This window comes from Deltaproteobacteria bacterium (assembly GCA_016709225.1).
GTDB lineage: Bacteria > Myxococcota_A > Polyangia > Nannocystales > Nannocystaceae > Xiheibacterium > Xiheibacterium phototrophicum.
On the sequence record JADJEE010000001.1, the window covers coordinates 293,027 to 312,352 of the forward strand.

Here is a 19,326-nt window from a genome sequence, read left to right on the forward strand (position 1 = left end):
CGATCGCGGTATCCTGGCGAGGATGTCCGCGCACTCGATGGGCTTGGCGCTTCCGTGGCGCGTGACGCTGGCCGCAGCCGTGCTGCTGGCGTGCGCGTGGTTGCCGATCTCGGCCGGCCAAGACGGCACGCTCGCGGGGCTGCTGCTCGCGGCGTGGCGCGAGGACTGGCTGCAGGGGCTGCTGGCGACGCTGGTGCTCGGCGGCCCGCACCTGTTCGCGGCCACGGCGATGGTGGCCAGCCGCGCGCCCGATGGCGCAGCGCCGGCGTGGGTCCGCGCGCTGACGGCGTGGCTCATGGTCGAGTTGGTGCTGCTGGCGTTGATCGTGCTGCACGGTCTGCAGGAAGGCCAGGGTGGGCGCGCACCGCTGGCACTCATCGGCTTCGCCGCAGTGCTGGCGTCGGCGTGGTGGCGGCGCATGGCGAGCCCGCACACGCCGATGCACCGCCGCGACGTCGGTGCGTCGGTGCGCTTCGGCGCCATGGCGTGCTTCGGCGCGTTCGCGTGGTTCGAGCTGCAGGTGCGCGGTGGCCAGGGCCCGGGTCTGTGGCTGCACGCGACCACGGCCGCGAGCTTCTTGCTGGTCGCCGTGGTGCCGCGCGATCGCTAGCGGCTGCCCGGCGGCGGTGGCGTGACGCCGCAGGCGGCGACCGGGCTGCGGTAGCCGTCACGATCGACGGTGCGCACGCCGAAGTGCCAGTCGTCGCGGTGCAGCGGCAGCGTGACGGTGGTGCCGTCGCCGACCGCCTGCACGTGTTGCCACTGCGCCGCGGTGGTCTCGCGCCACAGCACCTCGTAGCCGACGAGGTCTTCGTCGGCGACCGCGTTCCAGCGCAGGGTCGTGTCGTTGCCGAGCGTGGCGTCGACGATGTGCGCGCCCGCCGGGATCGCCGGCGCGTTGGCGAGCTGCAGCACGGTGGCCGCGGCGAGTCGGGTGACGTCGGCGAGGTAGTGCGGATCGACGTGCTGCGGCACGTCGCCAAAGGCGTGGCCATCTTCGTCGCGCACGTCCTGGTGCTGGCGATCGTAGTGCTCGCCGGGCTCCGTGAAGCGGATCGCGGGGTAGCCCTGCTCGGCGAACGCGGTGTGGTCACCGCCGCGTAGCAGTCGATCGGGGCGGAAGACCAGCTGCGGTCGCACGGCGGTGCGCTGCCACGCCGCCACGGTCGCGACGTAGCGCGCGAGCTGGCGCGAGGGTGCGTCGTGCTCGGCGCCCGCGCGGCGCAGGGCGGCGATCGCCGCGTCGTCGGCCGCCAGCGGCAGCCCCTCGGAGAACACGCGGATGGTGTCGCGTCGCGGCGCGGCGCCGGGCACCTGCGGATCACCGACGATGTCGAAGCTGAGCACCGCGGCGATGTCGAGCCCGCGCGCACGCGCGGCCTCGGCGTGGGCCCGCGCGCCGACCAGGCCCTGTTCTTCGCCGGCGGTCGCCAGCAGCACCACGGTCGCGTCGGTCATGCGCGGCGCGAGCACCCGCGCCAGCTCGAGCAGCAGCGCGGTACCGGAGCCGTCGTCGTTGGCACCGGGGGCGTCGATCTCGGCGTTCATCACGTCGCTGGCGCGCGAGTCGTAGTGCGCGACCACGTAGACGTGGCGCGCGGGCACGCGGGTGCCCGGCAGGGTCGCGACCACGTTGACGAGCTCGAGTGCGCGATCGATGCGCTTGCCGTCGGGCTTCACCGCGTGGGTGTCGAGCGAGACCTGCAGCGGCGGCGCGCCGCCGCGGGCGACCGCGGCTGCGCCCATGCGCTCGGCGATGTAGCGACGCGCAGCCCCGATGCCGCGCACCGGCGAGACGGTGTCCGACAGCGTGTGGCGGGTGCCGAAGCCGGCCAAGCGATCGACGTGCACGCGCAGCTGCGAGGGATCGACCTGCTCGAGCACGAGGTCGAGGCCCGCCGGCGGCGGCGACTCGGGCACGTCGCCGCTCGCGGTCGCCGTCGGCATCGCAGCGCCGCTCGGGCACGGCGCCTGCACCGGCGGTGGCTCGGGCAGCACCAGCTCCTTGGCGTGGCAGCCGAGCAGGCACGCCGCGAGCACGACGGCACGCGGTTGGCTCGAGGGGGCCGGTGTGACCATGCCGCCCGACGCTAGTGTGGCTGGCGAAAACCCGCAACGCAGCCGAGGTGCTACGCTCGCGCCGCCCAAGAGCCCCTCGCATGGACGAGCCCTCGCTGCAGCGTGCCTTCGTCGCCGGCGCCACCGGCTACACCGGACGCGCCGTGGTGGCGGCGCTGCGCGAGCGCGGCATCACGACGCTCGCCCACGTGCGGCCCGACTCGTCGCGACGCGCCGAGTTCGAGTCGCGCTTCGCGGCCCTGGGCGCGCAGGTCGACAGCACGCCGTGGGAGCTCGAGGCCATGCGTCAGAGCCTGCGCCGCTGGGGCCCGACGCTGGTGTTCGCGCTGCTCGGCACCACGCGCGCGCGCGCGCGGGCCGACGGCATGGCCGCGCAGCAGGCCTACGCGCGGGTCGACTTCGGCCTCACCAAGTGGCTGATCGAGGCCGCGGCCGCGACCGGTGGTGGCCCGCGCTTCGTGTACCTCTCGTCGCTCGGCGTCGAGCCCGGCAGCAGCAACGCCTACCTCGCCGCGCGCGCCCGCGCCGAGGCGGTGCTGCGCGACAGCGGCCTGCCGTGGACCATCGCGCGGCCGTCGTTCATCACCGGATCGGACCGCGACGAGTCGCGTCCACTCGAGCGCGCGGGCGCAGCGGTCGGCGATGCGGCGCTGGCCTTGGTCGGGGTCTTCGGCGGCAAGCGGGTGCGGGATCGGTATCGCTCGACCGACGCGAGCACGCTCGCGCGCGGGCTGGTGCGGGTGGGGCTCGATCCGGCGTTCGTGGATCGGGTCGCGTACGCGGAGGACCTGCGCGGCGGCTCGAGGGATTCGGCGGGGTGATCGGCGAGATCGATCCCGCGGTACTCGCAGCCGAACGAGGGCGAGGCACCGTCGTCCACGGCCGTCAGTCCTTGCGCAGGATGAGGAACTGATAGCGCTCGATGGGACCGCCACAGTCCCAAGGCTCTCCGTCGTCGATGATGACCAGGGCGTCTCCCACGCGCATCTCGAACTCAGCCGTCTGTGCGGACTGATGGTCGAACACCTCGAGGTCCTGGTCGAAGCCGACGAACGAGAGCAGGTTGCGGCCCACGGGAGGTCCACAGATTGGGAGTGGCTCCTCGTGTGCGCAGCGCTGTGCCGTCGCATTCGTGATGCGCGCGCCGGGCCAGAGCCCCTTCGGCTCTCCTCCCGTCTCGTCGTCGACGTCAACGAAGCTTCCGTCCAAACCACCGAGCTGGAGCGCGCCGCCGATCGCCAGAGAGAACGCCGTGACCGGCAGGTGCATTCTCTCGACGTAGAGGGCCAGCTCGACCTGGGCGTTCTCGACCAGAGCGGCGGGTACCGTGTCGCCGATGGGGAAACGCTGCCAGCGACAAGAGCAGCCCAATCCGAGCGGAGGCATCACGGGTGCAGATCCGCGTGTTGCGCGGCGCGGCATTGCTGATGGTCTCCTAGGGTCGCCGGGTGAAGTTGCTGAACTTTGTTGGACGCGTCGTGGATGAGGACCATCGAGAAACCTCCGAGCACAAGCGAACGAGCGAAGTTCCAACCGAGCGAACGACAATGCGCCTGCGACCCGTCGTGGCGCAGATGAGGCCGCCGCACCCGCGGGACGGCGGCCTCATGACGACGGCGAGAGAGCCACATTGTCCCCGCTATGCGGAGGACATCAGTGCGTAGGCGCCCTCGGTTGCGTCCCAGACGAGGAAATCGAGCCGGCCGTCCTCGTTGAGATCAAACGCCGAGACCATCTGCGTGGAGTCTTCGTCCAAGGCGATGTCGAACATCTCGAGGTACTGCGTCTCGCCGGCGACCTGCACGACCGCGAGCATGAACCCCTGGAACACGACATCGTCCGCGCCATCCCCATCGACGTCGCCGAAGACCAGGCCGAGTGTCGCGGCCGAGGGCGGTATCGGCGGAGGTATGAAGCTGCCGGGCGGGTCAAGTTCCGTCCAGAACTTGAGCGGGGCTTCGAACGTGCGGTCACCGCGGGAGCGATGGAAGTCGAGATACGACTCGTAGTATTTCGAGTTGTCCTCCGTGGCGGTCATGACGTCGTCGAAGCCGTCTCCGTCGAAGTCGGCGACGCCGGCCCACGCAGGACGAGACGTCGCCGAGAACGTAACGCCCTCGGACGCGAATCCCCCGGCGCCGTCCCCCCACTCCGCCGAAAACGCGAGTACTCCACCGAGATTCCTCAGTTCACAGGCGGCGATGGAAACGATGTCGACCAGGCCATCTCCGTCGATCTGACCAGCGCCGATGCCGAGGATCTCGCGCCCGCACTTGCCATCGTGCGTGAGCTCGTCGCCGAAGAAGGATGGCACGCCATCGACGTTCCCCACGAGTCGATGCACGAATGGCTGGACGAGGACAGCGATCTCCTCGAGCCCATCTCCGTTCACATCCAGCACTGTTTGGGCACGAAAGAGCGTGATGATGTAGTCCGGGCTCGGCGGCTCGACCACCACAGGCTCGCCGGGGCCGTCCGGCGTCCAGGGCGCGATCGCCAACGCATAGCTGGGCTGGTCCGAACGTCCCACCGCGAGATCGGAGTGAACGCCGTCAAACATCCGCACCGGCCAACGCGTGTGCGGATACTCGAAGCCCGGCACCACGCCCCACGGCTGCACATCGAACCCGTCGCCGTTCCAGAACGCCAGCGCCATCGGCATCCCAGCGTCCTGACCGGCTAGCAGAAACGCGAGCTCGCCATCGGGCCCGAAGTGTCCGGCGCCCACGGGTTGGGCCCGCTGCCCCCCGGTGGGCAGGGGGCCGAGCTCGCCGTTCGATGGGATCGCAAACTTCCGATAGCAGAACGGCTCGTTCGCGACATTGTCGGGGCATGCGATCGGCGCCCCGGTCGACGATGCGTCCACGCTGGCGCCCGACGTCGTCGACGTCGACGTGATGCTCTCGCCCGAGCCGACCGAAGCGCTCGTCGCATCGGCGCTGGTGCCCTCGGCCGACGCCGAGCCGTCGCCGTCATCCTTCACAGGTCCGCATGCAAGCAAGCCCAGCGTCAGCGCTCGGAGGGCCCACGCCATGCGGGGCTGGACCGCACCGCAGCGCTCAGCCACCGCGCACCTCCGGATGCCGGATGCCGGATGCCGGATGCCGGATGCCGGATGCCGGATGCCGGATGCCGGATGCCGGATGCCGGATGCCGGATGCCGGATGCCGGATGCCGGATGCCGGATGCCGGATGCCGGATGCCGGATGCCGGATGCCGGATGCCGGATGCCGGATGCCGGATGCCGGATGCCGGCGTGCTCATCGTCCACGAGCATCGCACGGGGACTCTACCGGCGTCGAGCCGAGGTTTCGAGGACCTTCTCGCCCGTATGGGCATTTCGCTCCGACACCGGCGGCCGTGTGCTCCGCGAGACGTGTCGACGGCCGTTCGGCCGCGCGCTGCAGGACGAGGCATCGAGGCGAACCTGCGGCTGTCGTTCGCGGCCGACCTGCGCGACCACGGCGTGGGCGCGCAGATGCTCCACCAACTCGGCGTTTGGCGGCTCGAGCTGCTCACAAACAACCCGCGCGAGAGCGCGGGCCTGTCGGGCTTCGACATGGCGATCGTCGAGCCGGTGCCGCTGCATGCGGGGAAGAACCCGCACAACGAGCGCTACCTCGCGACCAAGGTCGCGAAGCTCGGCCACCTCGCGGACGGGTGAGGGCGATTGCCGCGGGCGCGAGGGCGGGAGACGTCGCGGGCTCACAGGCAGGCGATCGACTTGCGCACGGTGGTGGTGGCCCCGCGGGCGTCGCGGACGATCGCGGTGAGTTCGTGCGCTTGCGTGAACGGGATCGACGTGAGCGCGTCGTCGAGCAGCACGCCGTCGACACGCCAGCGGACCGATGCAATGTCGGCCTCGGCGTCATCGGTGTCGATCGTGAGGCTGACGGTGCTGGGGCAGGTGACGGTCGAGGGCACGGTGATCTCGGCCTCGGGCGGCGAGCCGAGCCAGCTGCTGGCGACGGCGTCGAAGGTCGCGGAGACCTCGGCGACGATGCCGTTGCAGGGCACGTCGAGGGTGACCTCGAACTTGCCGTAGGCGGGGATGTTGGCCCAACCGGCCTCGAACATGAAGCCGACGCCGTGCTCGATTGCGGAGCCTGCGGAACCTGCGGGTCCTGCGGGACCTCTGAGCGATGACCCCAATGACCCTCAATAGTCGGATGTCAGCGCCACGCCCGGCAGCTCGTCTTGCTCTGCACTTCTACGTTCGAGTTCGACGCGTCGCGTTGACTGTCATGAGGATATGAGTGCGTAGATGCCTGAGGCCTCATCTTGCACGACGAAATCGAGGCGCCCATCGTGATTGAAGTCGAATGCTGAGGCGATCTTACGCTCATTCGGCCACGGTTCAGCGAACATGGAGAACGATACGGGTCTCTCTGGCGCGCCGATCAGCGCGCTCATGAAGTAGGCGAAGATCAGATCGCTCCGGCCGTCACCGTCGACGTCTCCGAGGATGAAGGAGGAGTTGGTCGGCGGCGATCCAGGAAATGGGTGATAGCCGCCCGGCGCAATAGTGTCATTCCAAATCACTGCGGGAGGGGAGAAACTGCGATCGCCGCGGGCGCGGTGCAGCTCAATGTAGGCAACTTCACCGCTTCCGCCGTAGTCGTCCATGGCGATGACGACGTCATCGAGTTCGTCGCCATCGAAATCCGCGGCGCCCAGCCAGGCAGCTGGCAAGCTTGCAGTAAATGGAATGCCGACCGATTCGAATGTCCCCGCTCCATCGCCCCATTCCGCTGCGAATGCAAAGGCACCGTCGTAGTCGTCGACATCGCAGTAGCCGATCGCAACCAGATCGACGAACGCGTCGTCATCGAAGCGGCCCGGCGAAATGCCACTCACGTTGCCACCGCACGCCCCGGTGTGCGTGATTGGTGTGCTGAAGAATCCCGGCGCGCCGTCGACGTTGCGGACCAGGTAGTGCTCGTTGCCTCCTGACACCGAGTCCTGCGAGTAGACGGCGAAGTCCTGCCGACCATCGCCATCGCCATCCATGATCGGCTGCTGCTCGAAGACTGAGACGATGAGAGCATTCGGGGGGGGGGGGCACCGCGATCGGCTCGCCGGGCCCGTTTGGTGTCCACGGCGCGACCGCGAGCATCGGTTCGAACCCGCGCGACCCTACCAGGAGGTCAGAGTGCAGGCCGTCGAAAAGGCGTATCGGGATTCGCGCCTCGGCGCTCGAGAGTTCTGGCACGACACCCCAGGGCTGCACGTCGAACCCATTGCCATTCCAGAACGCCAAGCCAATCGGCGTGCCGCCTTCGCGGCCCGCGAGCAAGAATGCCTCCTCGCCGTCGGCCCCAAAGTTGCCGACACGAGCGCTTGGTGGACCACGCCATCCCGCACCGAGTTGCCCCTCCCACGCAATCGGAAACTTGCGGTAGCAGAACGGCTCGAGCGCCACATTGTCGGGGCACTCGACCGCAGCGCCCGTGCTGGAATCACTCGCCGTGGTCGTGCTCGCCGCCGACCCGCTGGCCTCGCTGGACGAGCCGACGCTCGCGCTCGTCGCGTCGACCGCCGTGGACCCGTCGGCCGACGCGGAGCCGGAACCGTCGCCGCTGCCCTTCACGGGCCCGCACGCCCAGCCCGCGAGCGTCAGCGCCACCAGGATCGGCGCCGCTCGCATCCGCTGTGCCACACCCAAGAGCATCGCACCGTCCACGCTAGCGGCGACGCACACTGCTGTCGACCCGATTCTCCCGTCGCCCCCACGGGCACCGGCGGACCCCTCTTGGGTCAGTCGGGTTGATCGACCGAGCGCATCAACACGTCGTGGATCTGCACGTGCGCCGGTGCGGTCAGCATGTGCCGCACGCACGCGGCGACGTCGGCGGGCTCGAGCACGGTGAAGCGACCATACGTGCGCGCGCCGGCCTCGGGGTCGCGCTCGTAGACCTCGGCGAACTCGGTGCGCACGTAGCCGGGGCTCACCGCGCCCACGCGAATCGCACTGCCGCCGGCGCGCAGCTCCTGTCGTAGGCCCTCGAGCAGGGCTCGCACGGCGTACTTGCTGGCGGCATACATGCCGCTGCCGGCCGGCACGCGGTGCGCGGCCATCGATGACACGTGGATCACGTGGCCACGGTCGCCGCGGCGCTGCATGTCGGCGATCGCCTCGCGGGTGCAGATCGCCAGCGCCAGCACGTTGACCTCGAGCATCTCGCGCCAGTCCGCGGTGGCGCCGCTGCACAGCGGCGCGAGCCGGCCGAGGCCGGCATTGTTGACGAGGATGTCGACGCCGCCGGTGCGGGCGCGCAGCTCGGCGAAGCTGCGGGCGATCGCGTCGGCGTCGCGCAGATCACAGGGCAGCGCGATCGGATCGCTGGTGGGATGACGGCTGCGCAGCGCGTCGACCAGCGCCTGCAGTCGATCGGCGCGACGGGCCAGCAACGCCACGCGGGCGCCCGCGTCCGCGAGCATCTCGGCGATCGCCGTGCCGATGCCACTGCTGGCGCCGGTGACGAGCGCGACCCGGTCGCGCAGCGGAAGGAGGTCGCGCAGTGGATGGAGGTCGCTCGGGGACGGCGAGTTCATGGCAAGCGGCCGCCAGGCTCGCATGGTTTCGCCGAACCGCGACGTGGTGCCGCCCCTGGCTTCAGCGCCGCAGCACCTCGAGCACCCGCCGCGCCGCCGTGCGCACGGCCTCGATCGCGCCGGGCTCGCTCGGCGGGCCGAAGCGGGCCTGCTCGTAGTGGCGCGCGAACGCGGTCAGTGCATCGCCGAGCGACGCATCGGTGTCGGCGACGCGCGCAGCGAAGTGGGGCAGCGACTCGTGGCCACCGATCACGAAGCCGCGCCGCGCCAGCCGACGCTCGATCGACAGCCACGCGGCGGTCGCGGGCGCGAGTCGCCGCCGTCGCCACCGCCGCAGCCGCCACGCCAGCGCGAGCAGCAGCGGCACCGCGACCAGGCTCAGCAGCAGCGATCGCCAGCGCGCGACCAACGACTCACCGGTGCGGTTGCGCAGCCCGAGGTTCTCGAACAGCGTCAGCTGCTTGCCGAGATCGTAGTCGATGATCCACGACAGGTACGCGTTGCGCACCGCGTCGACCAGCTCGGAGGCCGCCGGCCACCACGCCGCATCGTCGGCGGCCTCGCGTCCACCCGGCGGCGTGGGATCGAAGGTGACCCACCCGAGGTGACCGAAGTGGACCTCGACCCACGAGTGCGCGTCGGCCTGGCGCACCGACCAGTAGTCGCCGACTTGGTTGTAGTGCGCGCCGTAGTAGCCGTTGACGATGCGCGCCGGCACGTCGAGCTCGCGCAGCAGCAGCGCCATCGCGGTCGCGAAGTACTCGCAATGGCCGGCCTGGGTGTCGAACAGGAAGCCCTCGATCGGATCGGCACCCGCGAGCACGCGATCGCTGGGGCGGTTGTCGAGCGTGTAGCGGAAACCCGCGAGGTGCTTCATCACCGCGTCGACCTTCTGGAACCGGTTCACCGCGCCGGGCGCCAGCGAGGCCGCGAGCGCGGCGAACTCGGGCGACAGGCCCTGTGCGCGGGCGAGGTACGGTGCGAGCGCGCGGGCATCGGGGTTGCCGACGGCGATCAGCTCCTTGGTGGTGGGCACTCCGATGCGCGAGACGAACTCGTAGCGGATCGGACCGGGGGCCTTGTCGGCGCGCAGCTCTGCGCTGCGGCCGGCGCGGATCTCCGTGCGCGACTCGATCGGGCCGCGCGGGGCCACCCGCACCGCCAGCGGCTCACTGGCCGCGAACAACACGTCGACGCCGATGTCCTCGAGCGTCACGGTCGCGACCAGCACGTCGGTCGCGGCCGCGAAGCCGGGGATCGCGATCGCCCGCGGCAGCCCGGTGAAGCCCGGCTGGAGTTGGTTGCCGCCGCGATCGTCGAGCAGTTGGCGGTAGCCGTAGGGCCCCGCGACGATGGTGGCCTCGGCGTCGTCGCGGTGGGACCAGCGGCCGCGCTCGTAGGCGTCGAAGCTGCTGCCGCGCAGGTGCCAGTCGGGCGCAAGCTCGACCGTGGTGCGCTGCACCGGCTCGATGCGCATCACCACGGTGGTGTCGGACTTGATGCGGCCGAAGTCGCCGAGATCGACGGTGCTGGCGAAGCCGCTGGTGCGATCGCGCGCGATGCCGCCGCGCAGGAAGAAGCCCACGCCCCAGCGCGGGAACGCGATGAAGGTGATGGCGGCGCCGACCGCTGCGATCACGGCCACCTGCACGGCCGCGCGCCACAGGAAGCCGCGCGCGCGCATGCCCTCCTTGCCCACCGAGACCGCCGTGCGGGCGCCCAGCCGCTCGCCCTCGGCGGCGAGGTGGTTCAGCAGCAAGGTCATCACCGCGACCACGAGGTAGGCCGCGAACAGCAGCGGGAAGTTGATGCCGGCGTTGATGACGGCGCCCGTCACCAGCAGCAGCGAGCCCAGCAGCAACAGCTGCATGTGCTCGCGCGCGCGCTGGCGGTTGAAGAAGCGCTGCACCACCAACAGCAGCAGGAAGTCGATGCCGGCGTCGAGCACCTCGAGCGTGAGCACGGCGCGCGCCAGCGTCGCGACCAACGCGGCCGCGATGCCGAGCGTCCACAGCCGCTCACCGGCGCGCGAGGGCACCGGCGGCAGCGGGCGCACGAACGCCAGCAGCGTCAGCGCGCACGCCAGCGCGAGCGACCACGGCGCGATGCCGTCGCCCAGCGCGACGGTGGCGGTCGCGATCGCGATCTGCAGCAGGCTCAGTCGATCGCGCAGGCGCAGCAAGGCCGCGTGGGCGCTGCTGCCGACCACGACGGGCTCCTCGCTCATGCCTCACCCACCAGCGCGAGGAACTCGAGCACGCGGCGGCGCTGCTCGTCGCCGCTGCCCGAGGGCACCACCAGCGCACCGTCGTAGCGCAGCGCGACGGCGGTGCCGGCGTGGGCGAGCCCGGCGACCGCCGCCGACGCGCAGCGCTCGACCTCGGCCTCGAACGCGGGCTCGCCGGTGCGGCCGCGGGCGAGCGCGAGCACGATCTCGAGATCGCCATCGGCCTCCTCCTCGCGCACCACCGCGCGGCCGAGCCGGGCCACCGCGGGCCAGTGCACGCGTCGCAGATCGTCGCCGTCTCGGTACTCGCGCAGCGCGTAGAACTCGCCCGCACGCGCGGGCCGGCGGGCCGACTCGCCGATGTCGGTGCGCAGCGAGGTCGGCTCGCCGCCGCGATCCTCGTGCACGCGGGGATAGACCAGCACCGGCGCCGAGGCGACCAGCTCGCGACGCTTCACGAACAGGCCGAACGGGAACCGCGTGGCCACCACCGAAGGTGGCAGCGGATGGCGCCCGCGGGTCGGCAACGTCACGGTCGACGGCACCTCGATGGTGCGACCGGCCGGCAGGCGCACCGCGAACACCGGCGCGCAGCTGCCCGCGGTGCCCTCGCGATCGTCGTCCTCGACGCTCACCGACAGCACGTCGACGTGGGGATCGGTGTTGGTCAGCTCGACGCGCAAGGCCGCCGGCACACCGGCGTGGACCTCACCGACCGGCACGCGCCGGGCAATCGCCCGCCGCACCATCGACTCGCTGAGCACGCCGCTGCCGATGATGAGCGCCATCTGGGCCCCGAACACCGCGTGCAGCAGGTTGGCGCCCGAGTTGATCGCCGCGAAGCCGACCGCGAGCGTGAGCCCGATGAACAGCCAGCCCGCGCGGGTGATCTCGAGGCTGCGACCGCGAGCGGTGAGCGCACGACGGACCAGCGAGCGCTTGCGTCGCTTGGCGGCCATGCGTCCTTGCTAGCGCGGCACCGCCGTGGTCGCGACCAGCTCGCGGATCTGCTCGGCCGCGACCGCACCACCTTCGTCGCCGGCCCCGGGCGCGGCGATGATGCGGTGGGCCAGGGCCGCGACCGCGAGCTCCTGCAGGTCGTCGATGTCGATCTGCGCGCGACCCGAGAGGTACGCACGCGCCTTGGCGGCGCGCATCCATGCCAGCGCACCGCGGGTGCTCACGCCCCAACGCATACCAGGGTGGCTGCGGGTCGCCTGCACCACGCGCTGCGCGTAGCCGGCCAGATCCGCATGCACGAAGGTCTGCTCGGCGGCGAGCTGGGCCGCGAGGATCGACGCGAGCGTGCCGGCGTGGGCGACCTCCGCCGAGGCTTGGGTGCCGCCCTGGGCCAACAGCGCCTGCTCGACCTCGGCGGCGGTGTAGCCCATCGAGAGCCGCAGCATGAAGCGATCGCGCTGCGACTCCGGCAGCGGATAGGTGCCGTGGTGCTCGGTCGGGTTCTGGGTCGCGATCACCATGAACGGCGAGGGCAGGGGGTGGCTCTCGCCCTCGACCGACACCGTCTGCTCACCCATCGCCTCGAGCAGCGCGCTCTGGGTGCGCGGCGGCGAGCGGTTGATCTCGTCGGCGAGCACGAAGTTCGCGAACACCGGGCCCTTGCGGAACTCGCTGCGCTCGAAGCCGGGCCGCAGCACCGAGACCCCGATGAGGTCGGCGGGCAGCAGGTCGCTGGTGAACTGCACGCGCCGGAACTCGCCGCCGACCGACTGCGCGAGCGTGCGCGCGAGCGTGCTCTTGCCGACGCCGGGGATGTCCTCGATGAGCAGGTGCCCGCGCGCCACCAGGGCCACCAGCGCCAGCTCGACGACTTCATCCTTGCCGCGAATCACCGCGCACACCGCCCGCCGCACCCGCTCGACCGCTGCGCGGGCCTCCGCGGCGTCCGACGCACCGGCCTCGGGTGGGGTCACCGGCCTCGGTGCGGGCAGTACGGACGACATCCAACCGCCAGTCTATGCCGACGTCGGCGGTGCTGCAAAGCGGCCCGCGAGCGGCCGCTCGCGGTTGACGAACGATCACGGGCACGCGCGGTCCATGTGCCACGTTGGCGGCCCTCGCCTGTGGTCGACGGCGAGCGCACGCGCGCGAGAACCACAGGCCCGCCCGCGCCTCAACGCTTGCGCGCGAGCATCATGCCGTCGCGCACCGACAGCAGCACCTGCTCGACGCGCTCGTCCGCGTGCACGCGCCGGTTGAAGGCGACGATCGCCCGATCTTCGTCGTCGCTCGGCGCCAGCACGCGCCCACTCCAGAGCGTGTTGTCGGCGACGATCAACGCGCCGGGCGGCAGCAGGTCCCACACCGCATCGTAGTACGCGCCGTAGTTGGTCTTGTCGGCATCGATGAAGACGAGGTCGAAGCGGCGCCCCTCGGCCTTCAGCGCCGCGATGCTGTCGAGCGCGGGCCCGAGACGCAGCTCGATGCGATGACCGACCGGGCTCTTGGCGAAGAACTCGCGCGCGACCGCGGTCGCGATCGGATCGAGATCGCAGGTCACCAGCCGCCCGTCGTCGGGCAGCGCCTCGGCCATGCACAGCGCCGAGTAGCCGCTGAAGGTGCCGAGCTCGAGCACGTTGCGGGCGCGCGACAGGCCCACGAGCAGCCGCAGGAACGCGCCCTCGACCGGGCCCACCTGCATCTGCGGCGCGCGCAGCTCGGCACGGGTGCGCTCGCGCAGCTGCTCGAGCAACGGCGACGCGGCGGGGCTGTGGGCTTCGACGTAGCGCTCGATGTCCGGTGGAACCAGCGTCAGCATGGGCGGAGCCCGAGCTTCGTCCGAAAGCCCCGACGGCTCAAGTCGTGGTGCCGCGCGGTGGCTTGGTGCCCGCGCGGCGCAGCTCGAGCGCCCGCAGCTCGATGCGGAAGACCATGCCGCGGGTGCTCTCGCGGATCGCGAGCGCGCCGCCTTGCAGCTCGAGGATCGCGCCGGCGATGGGCAGCGCGAGGCCGAGCCCGTGGTGTCCGGGGATGCGGTGGAAACCCCGGCGGGCCGCGGTCAGCTGGGCGGCGGTCGCGGGGGCGACTGGCGTGCGGATCTCGACCACGATCACGCGCCGTCGTCCCGAGCTCGACATCTGCACCCGCACGGTCAAGGTCCCGCGGGGCACCCGAGTGGCGGCGAACACCAGCACGTTCTCGAGCGCCTGCACCGTGCGGTAGGGATCGACGAAGGCCGGGGGCAGGGTCGCCGCCGCGTCGGTGGTGTACTCGACCGCCGCGGGCACGCGCCGGGCCGCGTTGGCGACCGCGCGCGTCACCAACGTCACCGGCGGGGTCGGCTCCGCGTGCAGCTCGAGCCGCCCGGCGTCGAGCTTGGCGGCGTCGAGGATGTCGTCGATCTCCTGCAGCAGCTCGCGGCCGCTGGTGTGGATGGTCTCGACCAGCTCGCGCTGCTCGCCCTGCAGCGGGCCGTCGATGCCCGAGAGCAACAGCTCCGAGAAGCCGAGGATCGAGTTGAGCGGCGAGCGGAGGTCGTGGCTCATGTTGGCGAGGAACTGACTCTTGAGCCGGTCGGCCTCCTTGGACTTCTCGATGGCGACGTACTTCTCGACGTTCGACTCCGTGATCCGCGACACCAGCCGATCGACGGCGTGCACCAGGCGGCGCACCTCGGCGGTCGCGAGCGCGTGGGCGGGCAGCGGCGGCGGCACGCGGCCGTCGGCAACCGCGGCGACCTGGGCCAGCGCTCGCCGGGCGTCGCGGCGCAGATCGTTGGCGAGCGGCACATAGGTGAGGCCGAGGGTCATCGCCGCCAGCGCGGCGACGATCGCCAGCGGCGTCAGCGAGGCCTCGCCATGGGGTACGACGGTCACGGCGATCGTGCGCTCGCCGTGGTGCTCGACGTAGAGATCATCGATGCCGTCGTCGTCGGTGTCGTGGGGGCCGTCCTCTTCCGGCAAGCTGGCGGCGCGCCCGAGTCGGCGCTGGCCGTCGTCGACGCCGAGCCCGGGGGTCCGCGCGAGCATGCGCCCCAGCCCGCGCTCGTCGCCGGCGTCGAGCAGCGCCCGCGTGTCCTCGGCCAGCGCGCGGGCGTGGGCGACCGCGTGCTGCTGCGCGACGGCGTCCCGTGCCAGCGTCGCGACCGCGGCGGTCGCGATCACCAGGCCCAGCCCGGCCGGCAGCGCGAGCGCCAGCTGTCGCACGCGCAGGTCGACGCGCACCCGCACGCTCGGGTGCAGCGGCACCGTGAGCAGCTCGGGCCGCAGGCAATCGCGCCCGAGGTTGGCCAGCCACGACGACACCGCCGCCAGCCCGCCCCACCACGCGAGCAGCAGCGCCAGCTCCTGTGCCCTCGACAGCGGTCGCTCCGACGCCAGCAGCACGAGGTCGACCGCGAACGCGATCGCCGACCATGCAAAGAACCGCAGCGCGACCGCGTAGGGCACCCGCGCCAGCCGTGCGTGGGCGCCGGCGATCGCCTCGTCACCGACCGGCACCCGACGAGCCGCGCGATCGCGAATCCACAACACCAGCGCGACCGGCCACAGCAGCCAGCCCACCGCGATGAAGCTCCACGGCAGCCCTGGCTTGCTCGCGTGGCCGCGCCGATCCCAGCGCGCCGCCGGCAGATCGACCACCGTGCGCAGCGCCACCGCGGCCACCGCGATGAACTGCGGCACCGCCAGCCGCGCGAGCACCAGCGCCGGCGCACCACGTTCGCCGCACGCGACCACCACCCACGCACCCGCGAGTGACCACGCGACCAGCGAAGCCGCCACCATGCGGCCGAGCAGCGCGAGCTCGGCCCGCAGGCGACCGCAGCTGCCCAGACGCCGCTGCTGCACCACCTCGGCCGGCGGCAGCGCGGCGCTCGACGAGGTCAGCGGGTCGACCTCGGGCCCCGAGTCGCTGTGGGAGTCCGTCACTGCGCCTGCTCCCAGGTGTCGCTGCGGCTGCGTGCCCGCACCACCGCGCGCGCGGCCTCCTCGGCGATGTCGATGGTGGTCGGGCGTCGGGGCGGATCGAGGGGCAGCACCAGCGTGAAGGTCGAGCCGCGGCCCGGCTCCGACGCGACCGACAGCGTACCGCCGTGGGCCAGCGCGATGCTGCGCGCGATTGCCAAGCCCAGGCCGGTGCCCTTCTTGCGGCGCGAGATGGTGCCGGCCTGCTGGTACTCGTCGAAGATGAGCGGCAGCTCGTCGGGCGCGATGCCGACGCCGGTGTCGCTCACGGCGATCGCCACGCGGTCGGTGCCCAGCGCGTCGGCGCGCACCACGATGCTGCCGTGCTCGGTGAACTTGATGGCGTTGCTGAGCAGGTTGGTGAGGATCTGGCCGATGCGACGGCGATCGCAGACCACGTCGGGTAGCTCGGCGAGGTCGGCCCGCAGCGTGACGTCGCGGTCGCGCAGCAGCGGCTGGTGGATCCGCACCACCTCGTCGAGCAGCGCGCCGACGTCGTGGCTCGCGAAGTGCAGCCGTAGGTCGCCCGACTCGATCATCGAGAGATCGAGGATGTCGTTGACCAGCTCGAGCAGCTGTCGACCGCCGGCCTGGATCAGCCGCACGTCGTCGGCCTGCGCGGGTGACAGCGGCGCGGGGATGCCCGACAGCAGCAGCTGCGCGTAGCCGCCGACGGTGTGCAGCGGCGTGCGGAGCTCGTGGCTCACCGCCGAGAGGAACTCGGCCTTGGCGGCGTCGGCGGCCTGGGTGCGCTCGAGCGCCTCCTGGTAGACGCGCTGCTCCTGCTCGAGTCGCGCGCGCAGGCGCTCGAGCTCGCCGAGCAGCGCGGCGACGTCGTCGGGCTCGACCGCGACGAACGGGCGCGCCTCGATCGGCGCGGTGCCGTGGCCGAGGTGATCGAGCCGACGCGCGACGCCCTCGATGTCGATCGTGAGCGCGACCGCCCCGCTGCGCGCCGCCGCGATCGCCACCACCACCAGCAGCAGGCCGCCGGTCCACATCGCGGTCGTGCCGCGCGCGAGCCCGACCGGCCACGACTCCTGCGCGAGGCTCGCGGCGGCGATGGCCGCGACCGCGGCGGTGGGCGCCAGCATGGCCGCGACGTGGGCACGCCAGGCCGGCGCCGGATCGACCAGCTCGACCCCCTCGACGCCGCCGCGCAGCACCAACGTCGCCATCGCCCGCGCCATCACCACCGCGACCAGGCAGCCGGCCGCGAACACGCTCGCGAGCACCGGCAGCACCGCCGCGGCGCCGTGGGTGTCGTCGCCGCTCCACCACATCGCGACCACGCACGCGGGCGTCGGCACCACCACCTGTAGCAGCGGTAGCTCGCGTGCGAGCGCAGCCGCGCGGCCCTTTCGCGCGCGCAGCCAAAGCACGCACAGCAGCGTGATGCCGCAGGTGACCACCGCGAGGTCGAGCGCGTCGCGACCAGCCGCGCCGACCCGCGCCGCGCCGCCTTGGGCGGTGAGCAGCACCCGCGCAATCACGAAATGCACCGCGGATGCGGCGAGCACGATGCCGAGCGCGCCCGCGGAGTCGCCGCGAGCTGCTTGCGTCGACTCGTCGTTCATCGCGTGGAGCCGATAGGATACTGCAACTGCGAGCTCGGCACGCAAGCGCGCCCGCAACCCCGGAGGGGGCGCGGGCGCGTGGGGGCCGTGCGTTGGCAGGCGCGCGTGGATGCGTGCGCCGGCGCGGTCGCGCCTAGCCCTTGCGGGCGCGGACCAGCTCGACCAGCTTGGGCAGCGTGTCTTCCCACTTCGCGACCAGGCCGTAGTCCGCGATCTGGAAGATCGGCTCCTCGCCGTTCTTGTTGATCGCGACGATCACCTTGCTGCCCTTCATGCCGGCGAGGTGCTGGATCGCGCCCGAGATGGCGACCGCGATGTACAGGTTCGGCGCCACGACCTTGCCGGTCTGACCCACCTGCAGATCGGCGGGCACCATGCCCGCGTCGGTCGCCGCACGGCTGGCACCGAGCGCACCGCCGAGCAGGTCGGTGAGCTCCTCGAGCACCTTGAAGTTGGCGCCCTCGCGCATGCCACGGCCGCCCGAGACCACGACCTTCGCCTCGGTGAGGGCTGGTCGCGCGCTCTGGGTCTTCTCCAGCGAGATCACCTGGGTGCCGCGGTTGGAGGTCTCGACCGCGAGCGGGGCGACGTTGGCCGCTGCGCCGCCGGGCTGCGCCGGCGCGAACTCGCTGGCGCGTGCGGTGAAGCAGACGAGCGGCCCGACCAGCTCGATCTCGGCGATCGCACGACCGGCCGAGACCTCGCGGGCGAACAGCCGCGGGCCCTTCACGGCGGTGACCTCGGGTGCCAGCGGGGCCCCGAGCACTGCGGCCGCGCGCGGCAGCGTGTCGCGCAGGGTCGAGGTGGCGGTGCCACCGATCGCTGCCACGCCGAGCGTCTTGGCGGCGGTGACGATCGCGTCGGACCACGCCTCGGCCGTGAACGGCTCGAGCGCGGCATGGGCCGCGACGTGCACGGTCTTGGCGCCGTAACCCTCGGCGGCGATGGCTGCCGCGGCGGCCTGCGGCGACGCGCCGAGCACCAACAGGTGCAGCTCGCCACCCAGCGCGGCGGCGACCTGCTGCCCGGCCGTGATGCCCGGCAGGCTGTGCGCGCGCAGCTTGTTGTCCCCGATCTCGACTACGACAAGAACGTTGCTCATAGCACCTTCGCCTCCGTCGCGAGCTTCTCGACCAGTTCCTCGACCGAGCCGACGATCTTGCCGGCCTGGCGCTTGGGCGGCGCCACGGCGCCCTTGCTCTGCACCGCCTGGCCCGGCGTCACGCCGAGATCCGCGGGCTTGAGCACCTCGACCTTCTTGGTCTTCGCCATCGTGATGCCGCGCAGCGACGCCAACCGCGGTTTGTCGGGGTAGGGGTGGTCGGCCGGGGTCGCGCCGTTGCGGACGCTGGTCGGCAGCACGATGCGCAGGTCGACCGAGAGCACCGCCGGCAGCGGCACGCGCTTGGTCTCGACGCCGTCTTCGACCTCGCGCGCGACCTGCAGCGCGTTGCCCTCGCGGTCCCACGTGACCGACGCGGCGAAGGTCGCCTGCGGCAGGTCGAGCAGACCGGCGATGCGCTGCGCCACCTCGTTGCCCTCGTTGTCCTGGGAGAGCTTGCCCGAGATCAGCAGGTCGGCGCTCTCGCGGCGGAACACCGCCGCGACCAGCTGCGCGACGCTCTGGGCGTCGAGCTGGGCGTCGTCGGCCTCGACCACGATGGCCCGGTTGGCACCCATCGCCAGGAAGTTCGTGACGTGCTCGCGCTTGCCGGGCGGGCACACGCTGACGACGACGACCTCGGCGAGACGCTCGGTACCACCGCCGACCTCGGCGAGGCGCAGCGCGGTCTCGATGCCGTACTCGTCGAATTCGTTCTGCACGAACTTCGCAGCGGTGGTGTCGATCTGTCCGCCGGCGAACTTGGGCGGCTCGACCGGATCGGGAATCCGTTTGACGGTCACCAGGATCTTCATGAATCGACCCTCCTTAGACCGCGGCTGTATCGCAAGCGAGCCCCAG

17 protein-coding genes are annotated in these 19,326 nt (G+C 71.8%); 3 read left to right on the top strand and 14 right to left on the bottom strand.

The window, feature by feature from the left end; genetic code table 11:
* The first annotated feature begins 22 nt into the window (after positions 1-22).
* Positions 23-610 (top strand): hypothetical protein, encoded by a 588-nt coding sequence (locus tag IPH07_01270; GenBank protein ID MBK6916006.1) that lies wholly within the window; start codon positions 23-25, stop codon positions 608-610.
* On the opposite strand, the gene IPH07_01275 is transcribed toward IPH07_01270, so the two are convergent.
* Positions 607-2,079, bottom strand: a complete 1,473-nt coding sequence (locus tag IPH07_01275; protein MBK6916007.1) for a M20/M25/M40 family metallo-hydrolase — start codon at positions 2,077-2,079, stop codon at positions 607-609. The two genes, IPH07_01270 and IPH07_01275, sit on opposite strands and share 4 nt — an antisense overlap.
* Before the next feature lie 95 nt (positions 2,080-2,174).
* Here IPH07_01275 and IPH07_01280 point away from each other — a divergent pair, with 95 nt between their 5' ends.
* Positions 2,175-2,900, top strand: coding sequence for an NAD(P)H-binding protein (locus IPH07_01280; protein ID MBK6916008.1), 726 nt, complete (start codon positions 2,175-2,177; stop codon positions 2,898-2,900).
* A gap of 64 nt (positions 2,901-2,964) precedes the next feature.
* Here the strand turns inward: IPH07_01280 and IPH07_01285 are convergent, their stop codons facing one another.
* Together IPH07_01285 and IPH07_01290 are read right to left on the bottom strand one after the other, a co-directional pair.
* On the bottom strand, positions 2,965-3,468 hold the full coding sequence (locus IPH07_01285) for a hypothetical protein (GenBank protein ID MBK6916009.1): 504 nt from the start codon (positions 3,466-3,468) through the stop codon (positions 2,965-2,967).
* 250 nt (positions 3,469-3,718) lie between these two features.
* Positions 3,719-5,062: a VCBS repeat-containing protein gene (locus IPH07_01290; protein MBK6916010.1), complete on the bottom strand. Its 1,344-nt coding sequence runs from the start codon at positions 5,060-5,062 to the stop codon at positions 3,719-3,721.
* A 174-nt stretch (positions 5,063-5,236) separates the two neighbouring features.
* On the opposite strand from IPH07_01290, the gene IPH07_01295 reads away from it, so the two are divergent.
* On the top strand, positions 5,237-5,743 hold the full coding sequence (locus IPH07_01295; protein MBK6916011.1) for a hypothetical protein: 507 nt from the start codon (positions 5,237-5,239) through the stop codon (positions 5,741-5,743).
* Positions 5,744-5,784: 41 nt separating this feature from the next.
* Here the strand turns inward: IPH07_01295 and IPH07_01300 are convergent, their stop codons facing one another.
* From IPH07_01300 to IPH07_01350, 11 genes are all read right to left on the bottom strand, one after another.
* On the bottom strand, positions 5,785-6,156 hold the full coding sequence (locus IPH07_01300) for a hypothetical protein (GenBank protein MBK6916012.1): 372 nt from the start codon (positions 6,154-6,156) through the stop codon (positions 5,785-5,787).
* Between the two features lie 165 nt (positions 6,157-6,321).
* Positions 6,322-7,089, bottom strand: coding sequence for a VCBS repeat-containing protein (locus IPH07_01305; GenBank protein MBK6916013.1), 768 nt, complete (start codon positions 7,087-7,089; stop codon positions 6,322-6,324).
* Between the two features lie 747 nt (positions 7,090-7,836).
* Positions 7,837-8,634: an SDR family NAD(P)-dependent oxidoreductase gene (locus tag IPH07_01310; GenBank protein ID MBK6916014.1), complete on the bottom strand. Its 798-nt coding sequence runs from the start codon at positions 8,632-8,634 to the stop codon at positions 7,837-7,839.
* 61 nt (positions 8,635-8,695) lie between these two features.
* Positions 8,696-10,861 carry a DUF3488 domain-containing protein gene (locus tag IPH07_01315; protein ID MBK6916015.1) on the bottom strand — a complete coding sequence of 722 codons (2,166 nt, stop codon included), beginning with the start codon at positions 10,859-10,861 and terminating at the stop codon, positions 8,696-8,698.
* Positions 10,858-11,820 (bottom strand): DUF58 domain-containing protein, encoded by a 963-nt coding sequence (locus IPH07_01320; GenBank protein MBK6916016.1) that lies wholly within the window; start codon positions 11,818-11,820, stop codon positions 10,858-10,860. The genes IPH07_01315 and IPH07_01320 overlap by 4 nt, the downstream gene beginning before the upstream one ends.
* Positions 11,821-11,829: 9 nt before the next feature.
* Positions 11,830-12,825, bottom strand: coding sequence for a MoxR family ATPase (locus IPH07_01325; GenBank protein ID MBK6916017.1), 996 nt, complete (start codon positions 12,823-12,825; stop codon positions 11,830-11,832).
* Positions 12,826-12,995: 170 nt separating this feature from the next.
* Positions 12,996-13,640, bottom strand: coding sequence for a class I SAM-dependent methyltransferase (locus IPH07_01330; protein MBK6916018.1), 645 nt, complete (start codon positions 13,638-13,640; stop codon positions 12,996-12,998).
* Positions 13,641-13,677: 37 nt separating this feature from the next.
* On the bottom strand, positions 13,678-15,750 hold the full coding sequence (locus tag IPH07_01335; GenBank protein MBK6916019.1) for a hypothetical protein: 2,073 nt from the start codon (positions 15,748-15,750) through the stop codon (positions 13,678-13,680).
* Positions 15,747-17,363 carry a HAMP domain-containing histidine kinase gene (locus IPH07_01340; protein ID MBK6916020.1) on the bottom strand — a complete coding sequence of 539 codons (1,617 nt, stop codon included), beginning with the start codon at positions 17,361-17,363 and terminating at the stop codon, positions 15,747-15,749. The genes IPH07_01335 and IPH07_01340 overlap by 4 nt, the downstream gene beginning before the upstream one ends.
* A gap of 133 nt (positions 17,364-17,496) precedes the next feature.
* Positions 17,497-18,465 carry an electron transfer flavoprotein subunit alpha/FixB family protein gene (locus tag IPH07_01345; GenBank protein ID MBK6916021.1) on the bottom strand — a complete coding sequence of 323 codons (969 nt, stop codon included), beginning with the start codon at positions 18,463-18,465 and terminating at the stop codon, positions 17,497-17,499.
* The gene (locus IPH07_01350; protein ID MBK6916022.1) at positions 18,462-19,280 is read right to left on the bottom strand and encodes an electron transfer flavoprotein subunit beta/FixA family protein; all 819 of its coding nucleotides are present in this window, start codon (positions 19,278-19,280) and stop codon (positions 18,462-18,464) included. Before IPH07_01350 ends, IPH07_01345 begins: the two co-directional genes overlap by 4 nt.
* Positions 19,281-19,326: the final 46 nt, after the last annotated feature.